General features: G+C 51.4%; 15 protein-coding genes. 10 read left to right on the forward strand and 5 right to left on the reverse strand.

The features are described from left to right. Positions 1-2: 2 nt before the first annotated feature. From AC5FXQ_RS01460 to AC5FXQ_RS01475, 4 genes are all read right to left on the reverse strand, one after another. On the reverse strand, positions 3-1,019 hold the full coding sequence (locus AC5FXQ_RS01460) for an MDR/zinc-dependent alcohol dehydrogenase-like family protein (RefSeq protein WP_493600728.1): 1,017 nt from the start codon (positions 1,017-1,019) through the stop codon (positions 3-5). Next, positions 1,019-3,040, reverse strand: a complete 2,022-nt coding sequence (locus AC5FXQ_RS01465; RefSeq protein ID WP_493600729.1) for a GDP-mannose 4,6-dehydratase — start codon at positions 3,038-3,040, stop codon at positions 1,019-1,021. Before AC5FXQ_RS01465 ends, AC5FXQ_RS01460 begins: the two co-directional genes overlap by 1 nt. A 62-nt stretch (positions 3,041-3,102) precedes the next feature. Beyond that, positions 3,103-4,221 carry an NAD-dependent epimerase/dehydratase family protein gene (locus AC5FXQ_RS01470; RefSeq protein WP_493600730.1) on the reverse strand — a complete coding sequence of 373 codons (1,119 nt, stop codon included), beginning with the start codon at positions 4,219-4,221 and terminating at the stop codon, positions 3,103-3,105. A 21-nt stretch (positions 4,222-4,242) separates the two neighbouring features. After that, entirely contained in the window at positions 4,243-4,947 is a 705-nt protein-coding gene (locus AC5FXQ_RS01475) for an SDR family oxidoreductase (RefSeq protein WP_493600731.1), read from the reverse strand. A 275-nt stretch (positions 4,948-5,222) separates the two neighbouring features. Between AC5FXQ_RS01475 and AC5FXQ_RS01480 the strand changes: the two genes are divergently transcribed. The 7 genes from AC5FXQ_RS01480 (at position 5,223) to AC5FXQ_RS01510 (ending at position 14,787) form a co-directional block, all read left to right on the forward strand. Further along, entirely contained in the window at positions 5,223-5,816 is a 594-nt protein-coding gene (locus tag AC5FXQ_RS01480) for a histidine phosphatase family protein (RefSeq protein WP_493600732.1), read from the forward strand. Positions 5,817-6,061: 245 nt separating this feature from the next. After that, positions 6,062-9,139 (forward strand): SusC/RagA family TonB-linked outer membrane protein, encoded by a 3,078-nt coding sequence (locus AC5FXQ_RS01485; protein ID WP_493600733.1) that lies wholly within the window; start codon positions 6,062-6,064, stop codon positions 9,137-9,139. Between the two features lie 20 nt (positions 9,140-9,159). Continuing rightward, positions 9,160-10,548 (forward strand): RagB/SusD family nutrient uptake outer membrane protein, encoded by a 1,389-nt coding sequence (locus tag AC5FXQ_RS01490; RefSeq protein WP_493600734.1) that lies wholly within the window; start codon positions 9,160-9,162, stop codon positions 10,546-10,548. A 142-nt stretch (positions 10,549-10,690) separates the two neighbouring features. Next, entirely contained in the window at positions 10,691-11,083 is a 393-nt protein-coding gene (locus tag AC5FXQ_RS01495) for a BlaI/MecI/CopY family transcriptional regulator (RefSeq protein WP_493600735.1), read from the forward strand. Next, positions 11,067-12,506 carry a TonB family protein gene (locus AC5FXQ_RS01500; protein WP_493600736.1) on the forward strand — a complete coding sequence of 480 codons (1,440 nt, stop codon included), beginning with the start codon at positions 11,067-11,069 and terminating at the stop codon, positions 12,504-12,506. Before AC5FXQ_RS01495 ends, AC5FXQ_RS01500 begins: the two co-directional genes overlap by 17 nt. A gap of 102 nt (positions 12,507-12,608) precedes the next feature. Next, a complete protein-coding gene (locus AC5FXQ_RS01505) occupies positions 12,609-13,862 on the forward strand; it encodes a TonB family protein (protein ID WP_493600737.1) in 1,254 nt (417 codons plus the stop codon). A gap of 151 nt (positions 13,863-14,013) precedes the next feature. Then, positions 14,014-14,787 carry an energy transducer TonB gene (locus AC5FXQ_RS01510; RefSeq protein ID WP_493600738.1) on the forward strand — a complete coding sequence of 258 codons (774 nt, stop codon included), beginning with the start codon at positions 14,014-14,016 and terminating at the stop codon, positions 14,785-14,787. Between the two features lie 75 nt (positions 14,788-14,862). Here AC5FXQ_RS01510 and surE read toward each other — a convergent pair whose 3' ends face one another. Further along, entirely contained in the window at positions 14,863-15,636 is a 774-nt protein-coding gene (gene surE, locus AC5FXQ_RS01515) for a 5'/3'-nucleotidase SurE (protein WP_007656749.1), read from the reverse strand. 120 nt (positions 15,637-15,756) lie between these two features. Here surE and AC5FXQ_RS01520 point away from each other — a divergent pair, with 120 nt between their 5' ends. The 3 genes from AC5FXQ_RS01520 (at position 15,757) to AC5FXQ_RS01530 (ending at position 18,689) form a co-directional block, all read left to right on the forward strand. Continuing rightward, positions 15,757-16,389, forward strand: coding sequence for a mechanosensitive ion channel protein MscS (locus AC5FXQ_RS01520; RefSeq protein WP_493600739.1), 633 nt, complete (start codon positions 15,757-15,759; stop codon positions 16,387-16,389). Positions 16,390-16,429: 40 nt separating this feature from the next. Next, positions 16,430-16,876, forward strand: a complete 447-nt coding sequence (locus AC5FXQ_RS01525) for a DoxX family protein (RefSeq protein ID WP_007656753.1) — start codon at positions 16,430-16,432, stop codon at positions 16,874-16,876. A gap of 61 nt (positions 16,877-16,937) precedes the next feature. Next, positions 16,938-18,689, forward strand: a complete 1,752-nt coding sequence (locus AC5FXQ_RS01530; protein ID WP_493600740.1) for a M14 family zinc carboxypeptidase — start codon at positions 16,938-16,940, stop codon at positions 18,687-18,689. The last annotated feature ends 26 nt before the right edge of the window (positions 18,690-18,715 follow it).

Raw genomic sequence — 18,715 nt, forward strand, 5'->3', positions numbered from 1 at the left:
TTCTATAAGGTTATGAGCGCTTTTACAAAACCATCCGGTCTGGAAGCCAGGTGTTGAAACGCTTCCCCGATTTCATCTAAACTAAAAGTGTGGGTATAGAGCGGATCAGGGTTGATAACACCCTGCTCTACAGCTGCTACAGCCTCTTTTATACCCTTGATGTATTCCTGTGGATCGCGCTCGTGCGCATTGATGACATCGAGACCGCGCCAGTTCCACAGCTGCACATTCACTTGCCGCATGCCGTCCTGGTGGAACCCTGCGATGATGAGCCTGCCACGTTCGGCACACAGCTCACCGGCCAGATTGAGTGGCCACTCTTTTCCAGTGCACTCTATTACGCGCTCACAGAAGTTTCCGTTGGTCAGTTCGCGCACTTTTTCTATGATTTTCCAGTGGTCATCCATTTTGATGATTTCATCGGCTCCGCACTCCCGGGCAACCTCCAGTGAGAAGTCGCGCTGCGATATGGCGATGACCCTTGCTCCTGCGTGTTTTGCCAGCTGCACCAGCAGCGCCCCCAGGAAACCTATACCTAAAATAGCCACGGTTTGCCCCGCCTCGATGCGGCTGCGACGGAAGATGTTCATGGCACAGCCCAGTGGTTCGCCCGGGAAAGGCTTGTCGGCCAGTGCCTCCGGCAGCTTCACCACTTTGTCGGCGTCGGCTATGTCGTAAGCTGCATAAGACTTGTAGGAAAGTGCCGCCACCCGATCGCCGGCCTGCAGCCCTTCCACGCCTTCGCCCACGGCATCGATGATGCCCCAGCCTTCGTGCCCCGGATTGCCGGCCTCAATTGGATAGGTAAACCAGTCGCGTCCCTCCCACATCGGAATGCTGGAGGCGCAGAGGCCGCAGCCCTGCAAACGCAGGCGCACCTGCCCGGCCATTGGCTCCGGCAGATCTACCTCCTGTACTTCAATTTTCTTTGGCGCTGTCAGTACGGCGGCCTGCATGGAGGCTGTTTCAGTCGCCGCTTTTTCAGTCTTGTCTTTTATAAGGGTGTCGTTCTGTTGCATTATACTATAGCTGCTTTTTTCTCGGCTACTTCTACTGCTATGTCAGGCACTTCCAGGCCGCGGCTCTCACACAGCCACTGGTATAGCTTGGCTACGCCTTCCTGCACACTGTGTTTCGGGTACCAGCCGGTTGCCTCCCTGAATTTGCGGATGTCGGACACGTAGTAGTGCTGGTCGCCCGGACGCCAGTCGCCGAACGAAAGCGGCACCTTCTGCCCCTGGTACTGCCCGATCAGGTCGATCAGCTCCAGCAGGCTCACCGTGTTTTCGGTGCCTCCTCCTATATTAAAGGCCTGCCCAGAAATGTGCGGCATGTGTTCCAGCGCCAGCTGGAAGGCATCTACGAGGTCTTCCACAAAGAGGATATCGCGCACCTGCTTGCCATCGCCGTAAATACTGATCGGCTGTTCCTCAATGGCGCGAATGGCAAAGTGCGCCACCCAGCCCTGGTCCTCGTTACCATACTGGTGCGGCCCGTAGATGCAGCTCATCCGGAACACCACGGCAGGTATACCATAGGTTCGGGCATAGTCTACCACATACTGGTCGGCGGCCCCTTTGGAGCAGCCATAGGGACTGTGAAAGTCCAGCGGCCGTTTTTCGCTGATGCCGTTTTCCTTTATCGCTTTGTCAGCAGGGTGGTAGCGTGTGCCATTGGAGTTGAACTTCAGGTCTTCGAGTCCTCCATATACCTTGTTGGTGGAGGTAAAGACCAGTGGCGGCGGGTTGTCCTGTGCCCTGATCGCCTCCAGCAGGTTAATGATACCTCGGGCGTTGATCTCAAAATCGTTGAGTGGCTGAAAGAGGGAAGTCGTCACGGCCACCTGGGCCGCAAAGTGAAAGACGGCCTCTGCATTGGCCACTACTTTTTTCACCGCATACTGATCCCGGATATCACCGATGTATACCTCCAGATTCTCCGGGAAAGTGTCGCTAAGCCATTGCAGGTTGCGCTCTACACCGTCGCGAGACAGGTTATCGAACACCAGCACCCGCTTGCCCTCTTCCAGGAGACGCTTTGCCAGGTTAGTGCCCACAAAACCGGCGCCGCCAGTTATCAGGGTATAGGGGCGCCCCTCCAGCGCCTCGGCGGAGCTGCGGATGTGTTTCAGGCTGTTTATACCTGCCAGGCCATATGTTTCGAGCAAACGGTACAGCAGCTTCGGCGTGCCGTCGGTCCGCTTCAGCCCGAAAAAGTATTCTCTGTCGTCGAGGTGAAAGCCTGACACGGTGGGGAGGTTTTGGTCCAGGTCCTGCAGGCTGTACCAGTATACGCGTGCGACATCTGCCTGAAGCGTGAGCCTGAATTCTTCCAGTTGCTTGTGCTCATCGTGTTGCCAGGTAGAGAATCCCGCCTCCGTGATCCACAGCTCGGCTTTGGAGCCGAACTTGTCCATCACGGCACGCACCGCTGTCACATTCGACTCCCAACTGTCCCACTGCTGGTCGAACACGTGCGGAAAACCGTGTATACCTACCGCATCGATGTGTTCCATCACGCCGCGTTCGAACATCATGTGCAGCCAGTTCGGGTCGATGGGGCTCATCCCGCCGAGGGCAGTTTTCTTGCCGAGTTGTTTACACCAGTAGGCGGCTCCTCCTATCATTTCGGCAAACTTGGTCCAGCCGTAGTCCAGCGTAAAGTCATATTCTACCTGGTTGTTGGGCTCGTTCCACAGTTCCACCCACTCGAAGTGCTCTCCCAGGTCGCGGATGAACACGTCCATAAAATCGGCATATGCTTTCAGGTTTTTAGGGGGCGCAGAGGTGCGGGGTTTTTCTCCTATGGAGGGCGGCGTATACAGGAAGCAGGGCAGGATATTCACTTCTTTTGCCAGCGTAGGTATAAGCCAGTCATACCACTCTTTGCCTCCTTCTGTATAATAATCAGCCCAGGACACGCCGGTACGCAGTTCTGTTATACCTAACTTTTTCATGTCGGACAGCAACTGGGCCACATGCTCGTATTCACCTGGTCGGAGCCACTCTACCAGGCCAACTACAGGAGGTGTATCATTCATTTGTATTCCGTCTATATTCATGGCACTCACAATTCTTAAAGTGGGGATTCAGTCATTCTTACTCAAACCGTCAGCCCGCGGGATTCCAGTTCGGCACTTGCTTCATTTACCCGGTCATAGGCGATCTGACCTTCCAGCCAGCAAGCCAGTTCTTCCAATCCGTGGTTGAAGTCAACCTGCGGATAGAAGCCAAGCACCTGCTGCGCCCTTGTGATATCGGCATAGCAGTGCCGGATATCCCCCACTCTGTATTTGCCTGTGATCTGCGGCGTCAGATGCTTTTTGTCCATGACAGTAGCCAATCGCTCCGCTATCTCCTGAATTGTGTAGTTGTTGCCGCTACCTACGTTAAACACCTGCCCATTTGCCTCATCTTTCTCGAGGGCCAGCCGGCAGGCGAGCGCCACGTCGCGCACATGCACAAAGTCACGCTGCTGATAGCCATCTTCAAAGATCATAGGGGCATTGTTGTTGAGCAGGCGGGAGGCGAAAATGGCCAGCACACCCGTGTATGGATTAGAAAGCGCCTGACGGGTACCATACACGTTGAAAAAGCGCATGGCCACCGTCGGGATGTTGTAGGCGCGGCCTGTCATCAGGCAGAGGCGCTCCTGGTCGTATTTTGAAAGGGCATAGACCGATGAAAGGGATGGTGCTTTTGTTTCGGGGGTTGGCACTGGCTGCAGCACCTGCTTCTGCTGGTCATACAATTCCCAGTCCGCGGCCTTCAGCTGCGAGAGTGGTCTTTCCTCAACTGTTACAAATTCGCCCTGCTGGCTTTTATAAAGCCCTTCCCCGTAAATGCTCATGCTACTGGCTACCACCAGTTTGCTCACTGGCTTTTTGATAAGGGCCTCCAGCAGCACGGCTGTTCCCAGATTGTTCACATCGGTGTATTCCCGGATCTCATACATACTCTGGCCAACTCCTACCATGGCCGCAAAATGGAACACGGCATCCACGCCTTCCAGGGCACGCTCCACATCTGCCGGATTGCGCACGTCGCCTTTTATCAGCTCCACCTCCTCGTGCAGGTACTCCGGCCGCTCGCAGCCCTTGCCATGCACCTGCTCGCTCAGATTGTCCAGTGCCCGCACCTCATACCCCTGGTTCAGCAGCTCGTCTGCCAGGTGGGAACCTATAAAACCTGCCCCACCGGTAATCAGAATCTTTTTTTTCATAGCTCTAGTTTGTTTTCACCTTTAAAATGGTTGTCCGGAAGGCCGTATCGTAATGCGCCCGACCGATACCCCGGGGGGACGGCTCACGGCATACAGCACAGCCTCTGCCACCTCCTCCGCAGAGATGGCCCCAAAGCCGATCTCCTGCACCGTGTGGTGGCCCGAAACGGTATTTTCAAAAAAACTGGTATCAGTGACACCGGGTGCAATGACCGTTACCCGCAGTACCGGAAGTGTTTCAAGCCGGAGCGTCTCCGCCACCACTTCCAGTGCAGATTTGGTAGCCGCATACACCCCTCCATAAGGATAGGCCTGATGCGCCGCTACCGACGATATAAAAACCACATCTCCGTGACCGGTTTCGAGCATGCCTGGGGTGAAGGCACGCACCATCCGCAGCGCTCCAAGCAGGTTAGTTTCGATGATCTGCCGCCACTTCTCCGGGTCACCTTCTGTCAGCTTCTCGTGAATGCCGCGGCCTGCGCTGCAGATAAGAATATCGGGAGCTCCTATTTGCTGCTGCACCTGCCTGAAAAGGGCGTCCACATCGGCCCCGGCGGATACATCGCATTGGTAAGTTCTGAAGCTGCCTGATGCTGTAGCAGGTGGTGCAATGTCTGCTACTGCTGTCTGGGTTCCTGCTGCAGCAAACTTCTCCGCAATGGCTCGTCCTATACCGGAACCTCCTCCCGAGATCAGCGCTCTTCGTCCCTTTAGCTCCTCCAAAGTATCTAAGTAGTTACTATTCTATATATAAATTTTTATAAAATGAATTAATTAGACTATAAAACGTACAATATACCAGCAGGGTTGTAGATGCTGCTGTTTTGCTATATAAAAGCCCAGGATACCAATACGATAATCTTTAAGAGGGCCTCCTACGCAAAGACATGACCAGTTGAGCAGGTATGAGCCGTTCGGCAGTCTAATCTTATTGGCCAGGCAGATGATCTACCTTTCCGAAAGCACGTATACCAACTGTCCAAATAGCAAGACTGGATGTGAGCACGACACCACCCGACAAAACACCAATCGGGAAGATTTTCCTGATCCGCCATGCGCGGCCCATGGTACCGAAGAAGAGTTACTACAGCAGGGCAGCTGCCCATAGCTATATCAGCGATTATGACGCAGCGGAAGTGGAGCAGTTTGTTCTGGAACACGAGGCCATTCCTTACCAGGAGATCCGGCGGGTGTACTGCAGCACCCTGGTGAGGTCACAGCTCACTGCACGGCAGCTGTTTGGTGATGACGTAGAGTTGATCGTGCGACATGAGTTCCGGGAGTTTGAGCGCCGTATACTTTCGCTCCCCCTTTTGCGGATGCCGATCAGGCTATGGCTGGTGAGTGCCAGGCTGCTTTGGATGATGGGTATGAACAGCAAGGGAATCGAGACGTTCAGGCAGGCAAAACAAAGGGCACGTGATGCTGCCTCATTTCTGGCGCAGGAAGCGGAGCAAAAGCCGCATGTAATTCTGGTGGCGCATGGCCTGCTCAACAATTTTATACGCTGGTACCTGCAGGACCTGGGCTGGAAGTCAGCCATTCACGAGGGCAGCGGCTTTCTGAGTGTGACGATGCTGGAGAAAAATTAACCGATTAATACGTAAGTTTTGGACACAGTACATCATCTTAACCCAAGTTCAAACATGAATTCTTCTGATTTCTAACACTTTACATACTTCCTTTTAAACAAACCCGAATCTGTCCAACATTTTAAAGGAATGTGTGTATATTTTTTTATATTTGCTATATTAGTCAAGCCGGTTTTTGGCCTTCACAACCTTCTGGCAAAGCTAAGATTAATTCCTAAATCAATTTTTTATCTAATTTAACTACTATGAAGAAGAGTATACTCTTGAGCTTCTTTTTAGTCCTGACACTGGTAGGCAGTGTCTGGGCTCAGACTCAAACTGTATCCGGTAGAGTAACAGCAGCCAATGACGGCTCTGCGCTCCCAGGTGTTACCGTGTTGGAGCGGGGCACTACAAATGGTGTTACAACCGGAATCAATGGCGAGTACACCTTAACTGTACAGCCAAACGCAACACTGGTGTTTAGCTTTATCGGTATGCAGCGTCAGGAAGTGCCAGTAAATGGTCGCTCCACGGTTGACGTACAACTTGCTGCCGATGAACGTCAACTAAGTGAAGTGGTGGTAGTGGGTTACGGTACGCAGGAGCGTCGTGAAGTAACAGGTGCTACAGCCAAGGTAAAATCAGAAGATATTCAGAACCTGCCGGTTGTGGGTGTTGACCAGGCACTGCAGGGACGTGCTGCCGGTGTGCAGATCTCCCAGAACTCTGGTACGCCAGGTGGCGGTATCACAGTGCGTGTGCGTGGTGCGACCTCCATCTCTGCCAGCAACCAGCCGCTTTATGTAGTGGATGGTGTTCCGCTAACAACAGGTGACTTCTCTCAGCTAGGCTTTGGTGGTCAGTCTACTAACGCAGTGACAGACATCAACCCGAACGATATCGAGTCAATCGACATTCTGAAAGATGCCTCTGCCGCAGCCATCTACGGTTCGCGTGCTGCCAACGGTGTGGTACTGATCACAACCAAGCGTGGTTCTGCCCGTCAGACGCAGGTAAACTTCAACATGTATACAGGTACCCAGAACTACTGGAAAAAGCCTAAGCTTCTTAACTCGCAGCAGTATGCTGAAATCATGATGGAAGCCTTCGTAAACGACGGTTTCATTCCGGAAGGTGAGTATACGCCAGAGGAGTTCGCTGACTTCTACTATGGTGGCCTCGACTTCCCGCTAGCTGACACTGATTGGGTGGATGAGATTTCCCGCGCGGCCGGTATCTCTAACTATGAGATCTCTTTGAGCGGCGGTGACCCGAAGACGCGCTACTATGTGTCTGGTAACTACTTCGATCAGAAAGGTGTTGTAATCGGTAGCCGCTATCAGCGTTACTCTACCCGACTGAACCTGGACCACCAGGCAAATGACAAGTTCTCACTGGGCACCAGCATCCAGCTAAGCCGCTCAGACAGTGACCGTATCATCAGCGACAACTCGATCACCAGCCCGTTTGCCAATGCGCTGGCTGCGTCTCCGCTCTGGCCGGTTTTCACTGATGTAGAAACAAGAACTTACTCTTACCCTAACTTCTACTATACTAACCCGGTAGCTGAAGGCCTTGAGAACGATAACGAAACACGCAACCTTCGTGCTGTTGGTAACGCGTTTGCCAAGTACTCGATCATACCGGGCCTTGACCTGCAGGTGAAAGGTGGTATAGACGTGCTGAACGTGGAAGAACGTCGTTATAGCGCCGCTAACTTCCCTGGTTCTACTTTTGAGGCGCAAGGTGGTCAGGCCATCAATGCCACTACAACTGCTACCAAGCGCTTATTAGAGGCTACATTGGCTTATAATAAAACTTTCAATGAGATACACAGCCTATCCTCTGTGATTGGTGCCAGCAACGAGGACAATCAGATCCGCAGTGCCAGCGTTACAGGTGAAGGCTTTGCAAGTGAGCGTTTCCGTTACGTATCGAGCGCTGCCCGTGTGAACGCCGGCACAAACTCTGAAATCGAGTCTGCACTCGTTTCTTTCTTCGGTCGTGTGAACTACTCCTTCAGAGACAGGTACCTGTTAGGTGTCAACTTCCGTGCTGACGGTTCTTCCCGTTTTGGTGCGAACAATCGCTTTGGCTACTTCCCATCTGTTTCTGCAGGTTGGAGACTGATCGAGGAAAACTTCATGTCAGGACTTGACTACATGAGTGAACTGAAGCTGCGTGCTTCCTACGGTGTAACTGGTAACCAGGAGATCGGTGACTTCAGATACCTGCCGCTTTACACTGGCGGTAGCAACTACCTCGACCTCTCAGGTCTGGCCCAGTCTCAACTGGCCAACCCAGACCTTAAGTGGGAAACCACCAGACAGTTTAACGTAGGTACTGACATTGGCTTCCTGAATGGCCGTGTTAATCTTGCCTTTGACTATTATGTGAAGAAGACAGAAGATCTGCTCTTTGCACGTCCTATACCAACACAGAGTGGTTTCTCTAGTGTGCAGTTCAACGTAGGTTCTACAGAGAACAAGGGCTTTGAAGTTGCCCTGAACACAGTAAACATCTCTAACCCTGGCAATGGCTTCAACTGGACAACTGATTTCAATATTGCCCGCAACCGCAACAAGGTAACGTCGCTTTATGAAGGACAGGATATTTTCTACGGCTTCGGCGGCAACTCACTGGTACTGCGCGAAGGTCAGCCAATAGGTACGTTCTACGGTCTGATCTCTGACGGCATCTACAGCAGAACGGAGGATGTTCCGGAATCTAAAGCTGAGTTCAATGGAACGATGGCTGGCGACGTGAACTTCCGTGATATCAACGGAGATGGCATTATCACAGACGATGACTTTACTGTAATTGGCAACGCACAGCCAGACTTTATCGGTGGTCTGACGAACACCTTCCGCTACAGAGGTTTCGACCTGAATGTGTTCTTCCAGTTCTCTTACGGCAACGAAATCGCTATGCCATCACGTCAGTACCAGATGCACCTTGGTGTATATGACGACAACATGGTGGAAGATGTACTGGGCAGATGGCGCCAGGAAGGTGACGTAACTGATGTACCGCGTGCTACTTACCTGGATGAGAACTACAATGGCAGAAGCAACACATCACGCTTTATCTATGATGGTTCTTACATGCGCCTCAAGAACATGGTATTAGGTTATACCCTGCCTACTTCTGTTAGCGAGCGCCTGAGAATGAGATCACTGCGTGTGTATGCTCAGGCTCAGAACCTGCTTACTTTCACAGATTACCCTGGTTTCGACCCGGAAGTGAACTTTGCAGGTACCAGCAATACAACATTGGGTGTAGATTTCTACACAGTGCCTCAGAGCCGCACCATCACATTTGGTGTTAATGTTGGATTTTAATCATTAAACCGATTATCAAGATGAAAAAGTATTCATTCATATTAGCCGCAGCTCTAGGTCTGAGTGTAATGACCGGCTGCGAAGACAGACTGGAAGTGGCTCCGACCACTCAGGTAGAGGCTGGTGTTGCCGTAACAGATTTCAATTCACTAGACAAGGCTGCTCTGGGTGCTTACAGCGCTATGCAGTCTGAAGACTATTATGGCTACCGCTACGCCTTCTACAATGAGGTATACTCCGACAACATGGAGTTCATTGGTACATTTACCACTGACCTTGAGGCAACAAGACGTGCCTTTACGGCTTCCAACTTACAGATCGATAATACCTGGGGCACTATCTATGTGGTGATCAACCGTGCTAACACCGTTATTTCTCAGGCTGATGATTTGTTTTCAGCTGGTACTATAACGGCTGAGCAGCGTGATGCGATTCAGGGTGAGATGTACTTCGTAAGAGCGCTCGCTTACTTTGACCTGGTGAAGGTGTTTGGTGGTGTACCGCTTGAATTGAATGCTACCACTGGTCTGCCAGACATTCAGTTCCTTGCACGCTCTTCTGAGCAGGAGGTGTATAACTCCATCATCAGTGACCTGACCAATGCAGAGAACATGCTGGGCACTGAGGAAAGAACAGACCCTCGCCGTGCTTCAGGACTTGCGGCAACTGCCCTGCTAGCCCGTGTACAACTGCAAATTGGCAACTATGCAGAGGCACAGGCCAAAGCAAACCAGGTTATCACAAGCGGCGCCTTCGAGCTGATGCCTACCTTTGCCAGCGTCTTCACTACAGAAGGCAGCGGCAACAGAGAGTCTATTTTTGAGATCGACTTCACGCCAAACGACCAGAACAACCTGGGTTCATCTACTAACCCGAATACACCTGGTCAGAAATTCTATGTGCGTCAGGGTACTTACGATGCATTAGAGGCTTCTGCTGAAAATGGCGACACCCGCTTCGAGGCAACTGTTCGTATTGAAGGCTCTGCCAACCGCCGCAGACTGCTGAAGTACGAAGACGCCGTGAATAATGCCGATAACGTAATTGTGATCCGTTTGGCAGAGATGTACCTGATCAGAGCAGAAGCTGCTGTAAGACAAACAGCTAATGGTGGCGACAACATTCTGCCTGTAGCGCCACAGGTACTTGCTGACATCAATGCGATAAGAACAAGAGCTGGCCTTCAGCCACTGTTGGTTCTGACAAACAGAGCTGCTCTGGAAGAAATTCTGCGTCAGCGCCGTTTGGAGTTCGTAGGTGAAGGCCTCCGCTTCATGGATCTGCGTCGCTACAACCTGACCTGCGAGGTGCTTGGCTTCTGTAACGGACAAACCTTCCGTAACCTCTGGCCAATTCCGCTTCAGCAGATTGAGCGTAACCCGAACCTGGTAAGAAACGAAGGCTACTAATCCTTGATTTTTATACCTCTTGAAAAAAGGCTCCCGGTGAGGGGAGCCTTTTTTATTTAAAATATTCTCAAATAACTAAACAATTAGTTTGTAAACTAAGTAATTAGTTATATATTTATCCTATTAATCAGCCACAAGCCCCATGAAAGAACTCACCAAAGCCGAAGAAGAGATCATGCAGATTCTTTGGAAACTGAAAAAAGGATTCGTGAAAGATATTTTGGAAGAGATGCCGGAACCTAAACCAGCCTATAATACAGTATCGACCATTGTCCGTATTTTGGAGAAGAAGGGGTTCGTCGGCTACAATGCATTCGGTAAGTCACACGAGTATTATCCGCTAGTGGCCGAAGACAAGTACAAGAGTTTCTTTTTGAAGAACTTCATGAGCGGCTATTTCGGAGGCTCTTTCGAAAAGCTTGTTTCATTCTTTGCCAAGGATAACAACCTGGACGTAAAAGAGCTGGACCAGCTGATGCGCCATGTAAAAGACGACCTTAAAGAAGAGGACCAACAAGATGGAAACAATGCTTAATTACCTGCTGCAGTCGGCTTTAGCACTGCTGGTATTATACCTGTTTTACAGACTGGTGCTGCATAACCAGCCAGGCTTGCTTTACAGCAGGCTATACCTGCTGTTGGCTCCGGTTATTGCCCTGACCATTCCGCTACTGCAACTGCCTCTGCCCCTTCAGACGGTGCTTCCCGGCACGGATGTTATACCTGCCATCCAATTGCAGGAGTTGCAGGTGATCGCATACAGCTCAGCTGCTTCGGCCACGGCACCGCTTTTCACAACTGGTCAATTGCTGTTATTACTATATAGTATGATTGGGCTTGTGTTGCTCATTAGGCTGGGCATGCAGGTGATCCGCATCCGAACCCTGGCGTCTGCCGCCAAACCGCTGCCGGCACCAGGCTCCGAGGCGACTGTGCTACAAACTGAAGGGCAGTTTCCTTCTTTCGCCTTTCTGCACTATGTATTTCTGGGCGACATGAAACACTTGTCAATCCAGGAGCAACAGCAAATCCTTTCGCATGAAATGGCCCATGTGCGCCTGCGCCATACCTACGATGTGCTTTACTATGAAATACTGACGGCTGTGCTGTGGTTTAACCCGCTGGTGTGGCTCATGAAAGAAGAGTTGCGCAATGTACATGAGTTTCAGGCCGATGCTGAAGTACTGGCGAATTGCCAGCCGCAGGAATACAGTTCACTGCTAGCCAAAGAGGCGCTTTACATGGCGGGCATACCGGTGGGAAGTTATTTCCAGAAGCCGCAAGTGTTTCGCCGCCTGCGCATGCTGCAGTTACATGGAAAACCTGTAAGCAAAGCGCGTCTGTTGCTTTCCCTGCCTGTAATACTCATACTGCTGGTAGCATTCTCAAGTAGCAAAGTAAGCGCTGATGTGACAACTCTCGTGGAAGAACCCGCTTCGCTGACGGAGCTGCTCGTAATGGCTCCAGCTCGAAAGGCCTCAAATCCAGTAGGTGAGCAGAAGCAGCAAAGTATTGTTACGGAAACTGCAGCACCGACTACTGCGACCACCGAACCGGCCAAAACAGTGAAGAAAGAGGTTAAAATGGTAGTACCAACTGCTACACCTAACATTGCGACTGAAAATCCCAGTTCTGATGAAAAACCCTATACCTATGTAGAGCAGATGCCGGAGTTTAATGGTGGTGAAACGGAGATGATGAAATTCCTGGGCCGCAACATTCGCTATCCGAAGGAGGCGCAGGATGCCGGTGTAGAAGGCCTGGTCGTATTGAGCTTTGTAGTGGATAAAGACGGCACACTTCATGACATCACGCTCCTTAAGTCCCTGAACGAAGGGCTCGATCAGGAAGCCATACGTGTAGCCGAAGCCATGCAAGGAAAATGGTCACCAGGCAGACAGGACGGGCGAGCTGTGCCAGTACGCTATACCTTGCCAGTACGCTTTGCCATAAAATAATAACCTAACATCTTATTATACCTGTCAAACTCGGCCTAAAAACCGGGGCAAGATACCTATTGCCTTATCATTCCTAAAACAGAACCATAAAACTTACATCTCATGAAAAACAAAAACACACGCAAGACCTTACTGGCCGCTCCCCTGCTGGCCCTTTCGCTAAGTTTCGGGTTGCAGACAGACGTACTTGCACAGCAAAGCAAGCCTGCAGGCCAACCCTATACCTATGTAGAGCAAATGCCGGAGTTCAAAGGCGGCGAAGGAGAAATGATGAAATTTCTGGGCACCAACATCCAATATCCGTCAGTTGCCAAAAGTAACGGACTGGAAGGGCTGGTCGTGATCACCTTCGTAGTGGAAACCGATGGCGGAATCAGTGAGGTAAAAACAGTGAAATCACTCAGCCCAGAAACTGACGAGGAGGCCATGCGGGTGGTGAAGCTGATGAGTGGCCAATGGAACCCGGGCAGTCAGAAAGGGCAAGTTGTGCGAGTGCGCTATACCTTACCGATCAGGTTTGCATTGAAGGGACCTGAACGTGCTGCTGCAGCCGATGTGGCTAACCGTATGCCTGCTTTCAAGGGTGGCACTGAGGCGATGCAACAGGCCATGCAGGCGCACCTGGCACTACCGGCCGAGGCTAAAAAGGAGAACCTGAACGCCCGTGTGGTTGTGAAGTTCTATGTTGACCGCGAAGGACAGGTATCGAACGTGCGACTGGAAGGCACCAAGCTGAAGAAAATGGTTGGTCCCGGCTCCGAACTCGACTACATGGATGCTTCTACTTTCCAGCTCCAGAACAAAACTATGCTGGCTAAGCTTTCAGAGTCAGCCATGGCGGCCGTGAAGGCTACTTCCGGCCAATGGGAACCCGCCCTCAAAAACGGACAGCCCATTGGTTCTGAACTAGTGCTTCCCGTGCAGTTCCTGAGTTCAGAATCGGGCCGTGGCAGCGAGAAGATGGGCGTGCCGAGCATGACCAAGTATACCAAGAATTTCTACAAAGCAGATGAAGTGGATGTAAAGCCGACTTTTAAGGACGGCTCTATAGAGCGATATCTTGCCAAAAACCTGCGTTATCCGGCAAGTGTTGAATTCGAAGGTCCGATCGGATTGATTTATACAGTAAAAGCTGACGGCACCATCATGCATATGATCCCGACAAGCATAGGAAAGGAATTGCATGACATACTCTCCAACGCCTTCGAGAAAACGAAGGGTCAGTGGAGCCCTGGAAAGGTAGACGGCCAAGCGGTGAGCGTAACGCAAACAATCACCATTCTGTTTGTAACCGAAAATAGCGGCAAAAAGCACGACCTGGAGAAAGCCGATGTGGTTGTAACAAGATCTAGATAAGCTATAAACACAAACTCGTTAGGTTGCCCCCTGGCACTGCGCTATGCAGTCCAGGGGTTTTTACATTTACAGCCATTACAGTAAACGGAATAATCTCTATTTTTAGCTTTTCTTTCAGCCCCATGGCTGCTTTGTTCAACTTATTCATTTCATGCAAACACCTTTACAATTCTTTACCGGCCTGACACTGGCATTTACTTTTAGCGTACTGACTCCTTCTGATACGCTCGCCCAAAGCCAAAAAACCGAAAAACGAGACATCTATACCTTTGTAGAACAAATGCCTGAATTTGAAGGCGGTGAAGCAGGTATGATGCAGTACATCGGACAGAACCTAAAGTATGCAGAGGGTCTTCCCGGCGGCTTGTTAGTGGCCTCTTTTGTCGTGAACCCCGATAGCAGCGTTTCGGACGTGGCGATCCTGAAAGGCCTGCACCCGGAGCTGGAGCAGGAAAGTGTTCGTGTGCTTGAGAGCATGTCCGGTAAGTGGATACCGGGCAGGCAAAACGGCAAGGCGGTGGCAGTAAGATTCACGTTGCCAATTCGCTTTGAGGGCAGTGAGAAGCAGAAAACTGAAAAGACGAGAACGACTCATCAGGGGAACACTACTGAGTCGGTTACCCAATCGGTCTTAGCAGAGGGAGATAAGATGCCTGAGTACAAAGACGGCATGCTTCAATTACTTAAGTTTATACAAAAGAACAGAAAGTATAATAAAGTCAACTCTCCTGAAGGCATGACTGAGATTTCATTTATAGTTCATGAAGATGGGTCTTTAAGCGATTTCGCTGTAGTCAAAAGTCTTACGCCTACTTTAGACAAAGAAGCTATTCGGGTCCTGAGCCTTACCGATGGAAAGTGGAATCCGGGTGTGCAACGGGGAAACGCTGTGAAGACAAGATTTACGATGCCTGTTCGTTTTTAATAGAGCTTACAAAGCAAGAAGCCTCCCCGGAAACATTGATTCCGGGGAGGCTTCTTGCTTTGTAAGCTCTATACCTTAAATATCCCACTCATTGAGCGTGGCCATGGCATGGTAGGCTGTCATATCAAACTGGCAGGGCACTACAGACACGTAGTTGTTTACCAGCGCCCACTCGTCGGTGTCCTCACCTTTGTCGTGATTCACGAAGCTGCCCGTCATCCAGAAGTAGCGGCGGTTGCGCGGGTCAAGGCGCTCGTCAAACTCCTCCTGCCACCTGGCATGTGCCTGCCGGCATACCTTCACACCTTTTATTGGCTCACTGCTCTTCTTTGGCAAATTCACGTTCAGGGCCGTGTTCTCAGGTATACCATGCTCCAGCGCCTGCCGGATGATCAGCTCCACAAATTCTTCGGTATGTGAGAAATCGGCCTCATGCCCGTAATCGCAAAGCGAGAACCCGATAGCCGGAAGTCCTTCGATCGCCGCCTCTATTGCCGCTGACATGGTGCCGGAGTACAGTACGCTGATGCTGGAGTTGGAACCGTGGTTGATGCCGCTCACCACAAGATCGGGACGTCTGTCTTTCAACACATGGTGCTTGGCCAGCTTCACGCAGTCGGCCGGAGTGCCGGAGCATTCGTAAGCCTCTATACCTAAGTCCTCAAAAGCAATGGAGCGGTCGAGCCGCAGCGTATTACCGATTGTGATGGCGTGCCCCATACCTGACTGCGGTCCGTCAGGTGCCACAACCACTACCTCTCCTATTTTCTTGGCTACTTTCACCAGCGTCCGTATACCTGGCGCTGTAATGCCGTCGTCGTTCGAAACCAGTATTAATGGTAAAGCCATTTTATTATTTTTAGTTGATGTATGACAAAATAAACGAATTAAGTTTTCGTGCTAATATACGACAACCCCGGCTGTCACAACAGGGTTAAGATGAATATAATGATTTCCTAATTTCACCTCATGCTTAAGAATATACTTTACGCCATTTTGTTGGGGGTGGGCATGGCAGCTTGCCTGGCCGACCGTGACAACACCGATGAAGCGGCCAATACTACCGATACGGAAACCGAAGGGGGCCCGATGACAGAAACCGTTGAATTAGGCACCCCCTCCCCCGCAACCCAGCCTGCCGACTTTGTCATTCGTAAGGGGCAGGTGGGCAACATCCGGATAGGTATGCCCATCGAGGAAATGCACAACCAGGTGCCGACAGGTCTACAGATACGGGATACCACCCTACAACTCGAGGGTCAGCAGTCTACGGCTTATGTCTTCAGCGGTCCCGACAGTCCACGTGGGCTGCTGGTGGAGCAAACCTGCGAGCCCGATTGCCAGGTATGGCGCATCCAGGTACAAGGCGAGCAGTACAAAACGGCACAGGGTTTAGGAATTGGATCAAAATACAGTGAAGTAACACAGCACCATCCGATTGCCTACACCAGTTTGGGTGAGGCGGGCTTTGTGGCGGTAAGTGAATCCGCTGGCATGTCTTTTTTACTGGATAACAGCCAGTTAGACCAGAACAGCCTTCACAAACTGAAACCCGACCAGGTACCCGCCAATACCCTTGTACGCGGTATTTTAATATATTAGATTTTTGTAATACTTCAGCGGATTACGTATTATTGCTCTCATGTCATTACTCCGCACCCGCTACAGCTATAAAAACACCGGCCTGCTGCTGCTCCGCATCGGCATCGGCATTATGTTCATCCTGCACGGCTGGCCCAAAATGGTCGGTGGGCCCGAGCGCTGGGCTAAAATAGGAGCGAACATGCAGTTGCTGGGTATAGATTTCATGCCGGAGTTCTGGGGCTTTATGGCTGCGTTTGCTGAAACAGTAGGCGGTGCGCTGCTGGTGCTGGGCCTTTTCTTCCGCCCGACTACCATCCTGCTGGTTATCACCATGCTGGTGGCTACGCTGCGCCACATGAGCGCCGGCGACGGATTTGGGGGTTACTCACATGCACTCGAAGCGGCCATCCTTTTCTTTGCCCTCTACTTCATCGGCCCGGGCAAGTATAGCCTGGATAAACAGCTCTTCCCGACTAACAAACACCGGAAGACTTTTCAGGTATAAGCAGGATTTTTGCCCTGAATTGGTTAACATTGCTTTGCAAGACCAATTGTAAACACCACACATGCTAACCACTCTACTTTTAGCCACGCTGCTGGCTACCGGAACACCTGACAAAAACGACCTCAAAACGCCTTACGAGAAGGGCAACAAGAACCAGACAGCCACTTACGACGAGGCCATCGACTGGTACCGCAAACTCGACGCTGCCTACGACGAAGTGAAAATGGTACCCTACGGCTATACCGACTCCGGTCGTTTGTTGCACCTGGTCATCATCTCCACCGACAAAGACTTCGACCCGCGCTCTATCAAACAGAAAGATAAGCGGGTACTGCTCATCCAGAACGGCATCCACCCGGGTGAGCCCGAAGGTATAGACGCGACCATGCTGTTGGCCCGCGATTATCTGCAGGATAAGAACAAACGCAAGCAGCTTGATAATGTGGTGCTGGCCATTATACCTGTGTATAGCATCGGTGGCGCGCTCAACCGCAACAGCCATACCCGCACCAATCAAAACGGACCGAAGAGCTATGGCTTCAGAGGCAATGCCCGCAACCTCGATCTGAACCGCGACTACCTCAAGACGGATTCCAAAAACGCCCAGACCTTCCACCTGATCTACCGCGACTGGGACCCGGACGTTTTCATGGACAACCATACTTCCAACGGGGCCGATTACCAGCACGTGATGACCCTGATCGCAACACAGCACAACAAGCTGAACCCGACGCTGGCCGGTTATCTGCAGGGCAAAATGCTGCCGTCGCTTTACGAGGGCATGAAAAAAGACAAATTCCCGATGGTGCCTTACATGAACACCATTGGCGAAACACCGGAGAAGGGCATCATCGGTTTCATGGAGTCGCCACGCTATGCCACTGGCTATACCGCGCTTTACAACACCATTGGCTTTGTGCCGGAGACGCACATGCTCAAGCCATTTGACCAACGGGTGCAGTCGACGTACAAGCTGATGGAGCACATGATCAGCACCGTGAGCCGCGATGCCAAAGAAATAGGTGAGTTGCGTGCCAAGGCCAAGCAGGAGACGCTGACGCAGAAGACTTTTGCTCTGAATTGGCAGCTGGATACCACAAAGGTGGAGCAGATTCCTTTCCTGGGCTATGCTGCCAGGTATAAGCCAAGCGATGTAAGCGGACTCGAGCGCCTCTATTACGATCGCAAAGCCCCCTACTCTACCAACATCAACTACTACAACACCTTCACCCCCTCTGTGACGGTGGAAAAGCCAGTGGCTTACATTATTCCACAAGCCTGGCGTGAAGTGATCGAGCGTTTGAAGCTAAACAAAGTGGAAATGCGCCAACTCAAGCGCGACACCACCCTCACGCTCGACACCTACTACATCACCGATTACAAAACTTCGCCGCGAGCATATGAAGGTCATTACCTACACACAGCTACGCAAGTGGAGACACGCACCATGCCGCGTCAGTTCCTGAAAGGTGACTACGTGGTATACCTGAACCAGGAATCGAACCGCTTCCTGGTGGAGGCGCTGGAGCCGCAGGCCGTTGACTCCTACTTCAACTGGAACTTCTTTGACAGTATCCTGATGCAGAAAGAGTACTTCTCGAGCTATGTGTTTGAGGACCTGGCCGCGGATATCCTGAAGCAAAACCCAGACCTGCGCAAGCAACTGGAGGAGCGCAAAAAGAAAGACCCGGAATTCGCCAAAAGCGCCCGCGCTCAGCTGGACTTTGTGTACAGAAACTCTCCGCACTACGAGCCAACACACAACATGTACCCGGTGGGCAGGCTGATGAAAGATGTGAAACTGCCGTTGTAATCAGAAACAGAAAAGCCACCCCGAGG

It is taken from the genome of Pontibacter sp. LHS1, assembly GCF_058932855.1.

Excerpts from the sequence above, each read along its gene's own strand:
- AC5FXQ_RS01460 (WP_493600728.1), bottom strand. The coding sequence starts at position 1,019 with ATGCAACAGAACGACACCCTTATAAAAGACAAGACTGAAAAAGCGGCG.
- AC5FXQ_RS01465 (WP_493600729.1), bottom strand. The coding sequence starts at position 3,040 with ATGAATGATACACCTCCTGTAGTTGGCCTGGTAGAGTGGCTCCGACCA.
- AC5FXQ_RS01470 (WP_493600730.1), bottom strand. The coding sequence starts at position 4,221 with ATGAAAAAAAAGATTCTGATTACCGGTGGGGCAGGTTTTATAGGTTCC.
- AC5FXQ_RS01485 (WP_493600733.1), top strand. The coding sequence starts at position 6,062 with ATGAAGAAGAGTATACTCTTGAGCTTCTTTTTAGTCCTGACACTGGTA.
- AC5FXQ_RS01490 (WP_493600734.1), top strand. The coding sequence starts at position 9,160 with ATGAAAAAGTATTCATTCATATTAGCCGCAGCTCTAGGTCTGAGTGTA.
- AC5FXQ_RS01495 (WP_493600735.1), top strand. The coding sequence starts at position 10,691 with ATGAAAGAACTCACCAAAGCCGAAGAAGAGATCATGCAGATTCTTTGG.
- AC5FXQ_RS01500 (WP_493600736.1), top strand. The coding sequence starts at position 11,067 with ATGGAAACAATGCTTAATTACCTGCTGCAGTCGGCTTTAGCACTGCTG.
- AC5FXQ_RS01505 (WP_493600737.1), top strand. The coding sequence starts at position 12,609 with ATGAAAAACAAAAACACACGCAAGACCTTACTGGCCGCTCCCCTGCTG.
- AC5FXQ_RS01510 (WP_493600738.1), top strand. The coding sequence starts at position 14,014 with ATGCAAACACCTTTACAATTCTTTACCGGCCTGACACTGGCATTTACT.
- surE (WP_007656749.1), bottom strand. The coding sequence starts at position 15,636 with ATGGCTTTACCATTAATACTGGTTTCGAACGACGACGGCATTACAGCG.
- AC5FXQ_RS01520 (WP_493600739.1), top strand. The coding sequence starts at position 15,757 with ATGCTTAAGAATATACTTTACGCCATTTTGTTGGGGGTGGGCATGGCA.
- AC5FXQ_RS01525 (WP_007656753.1), top strand. The coding sequence starts at position 16,430 with ATGTCATTACTCCGCACCCGCTACAGCTATAAAAACACCGGCCTGCTG.
- AC5FXQ_RS01530 (WP_493600740.1), top strand. The coding sequence starts at position 16,938 with ATGCTAACCACTCTACTTTTAGCCACGCTGCTGGCTACCGGAACACCT.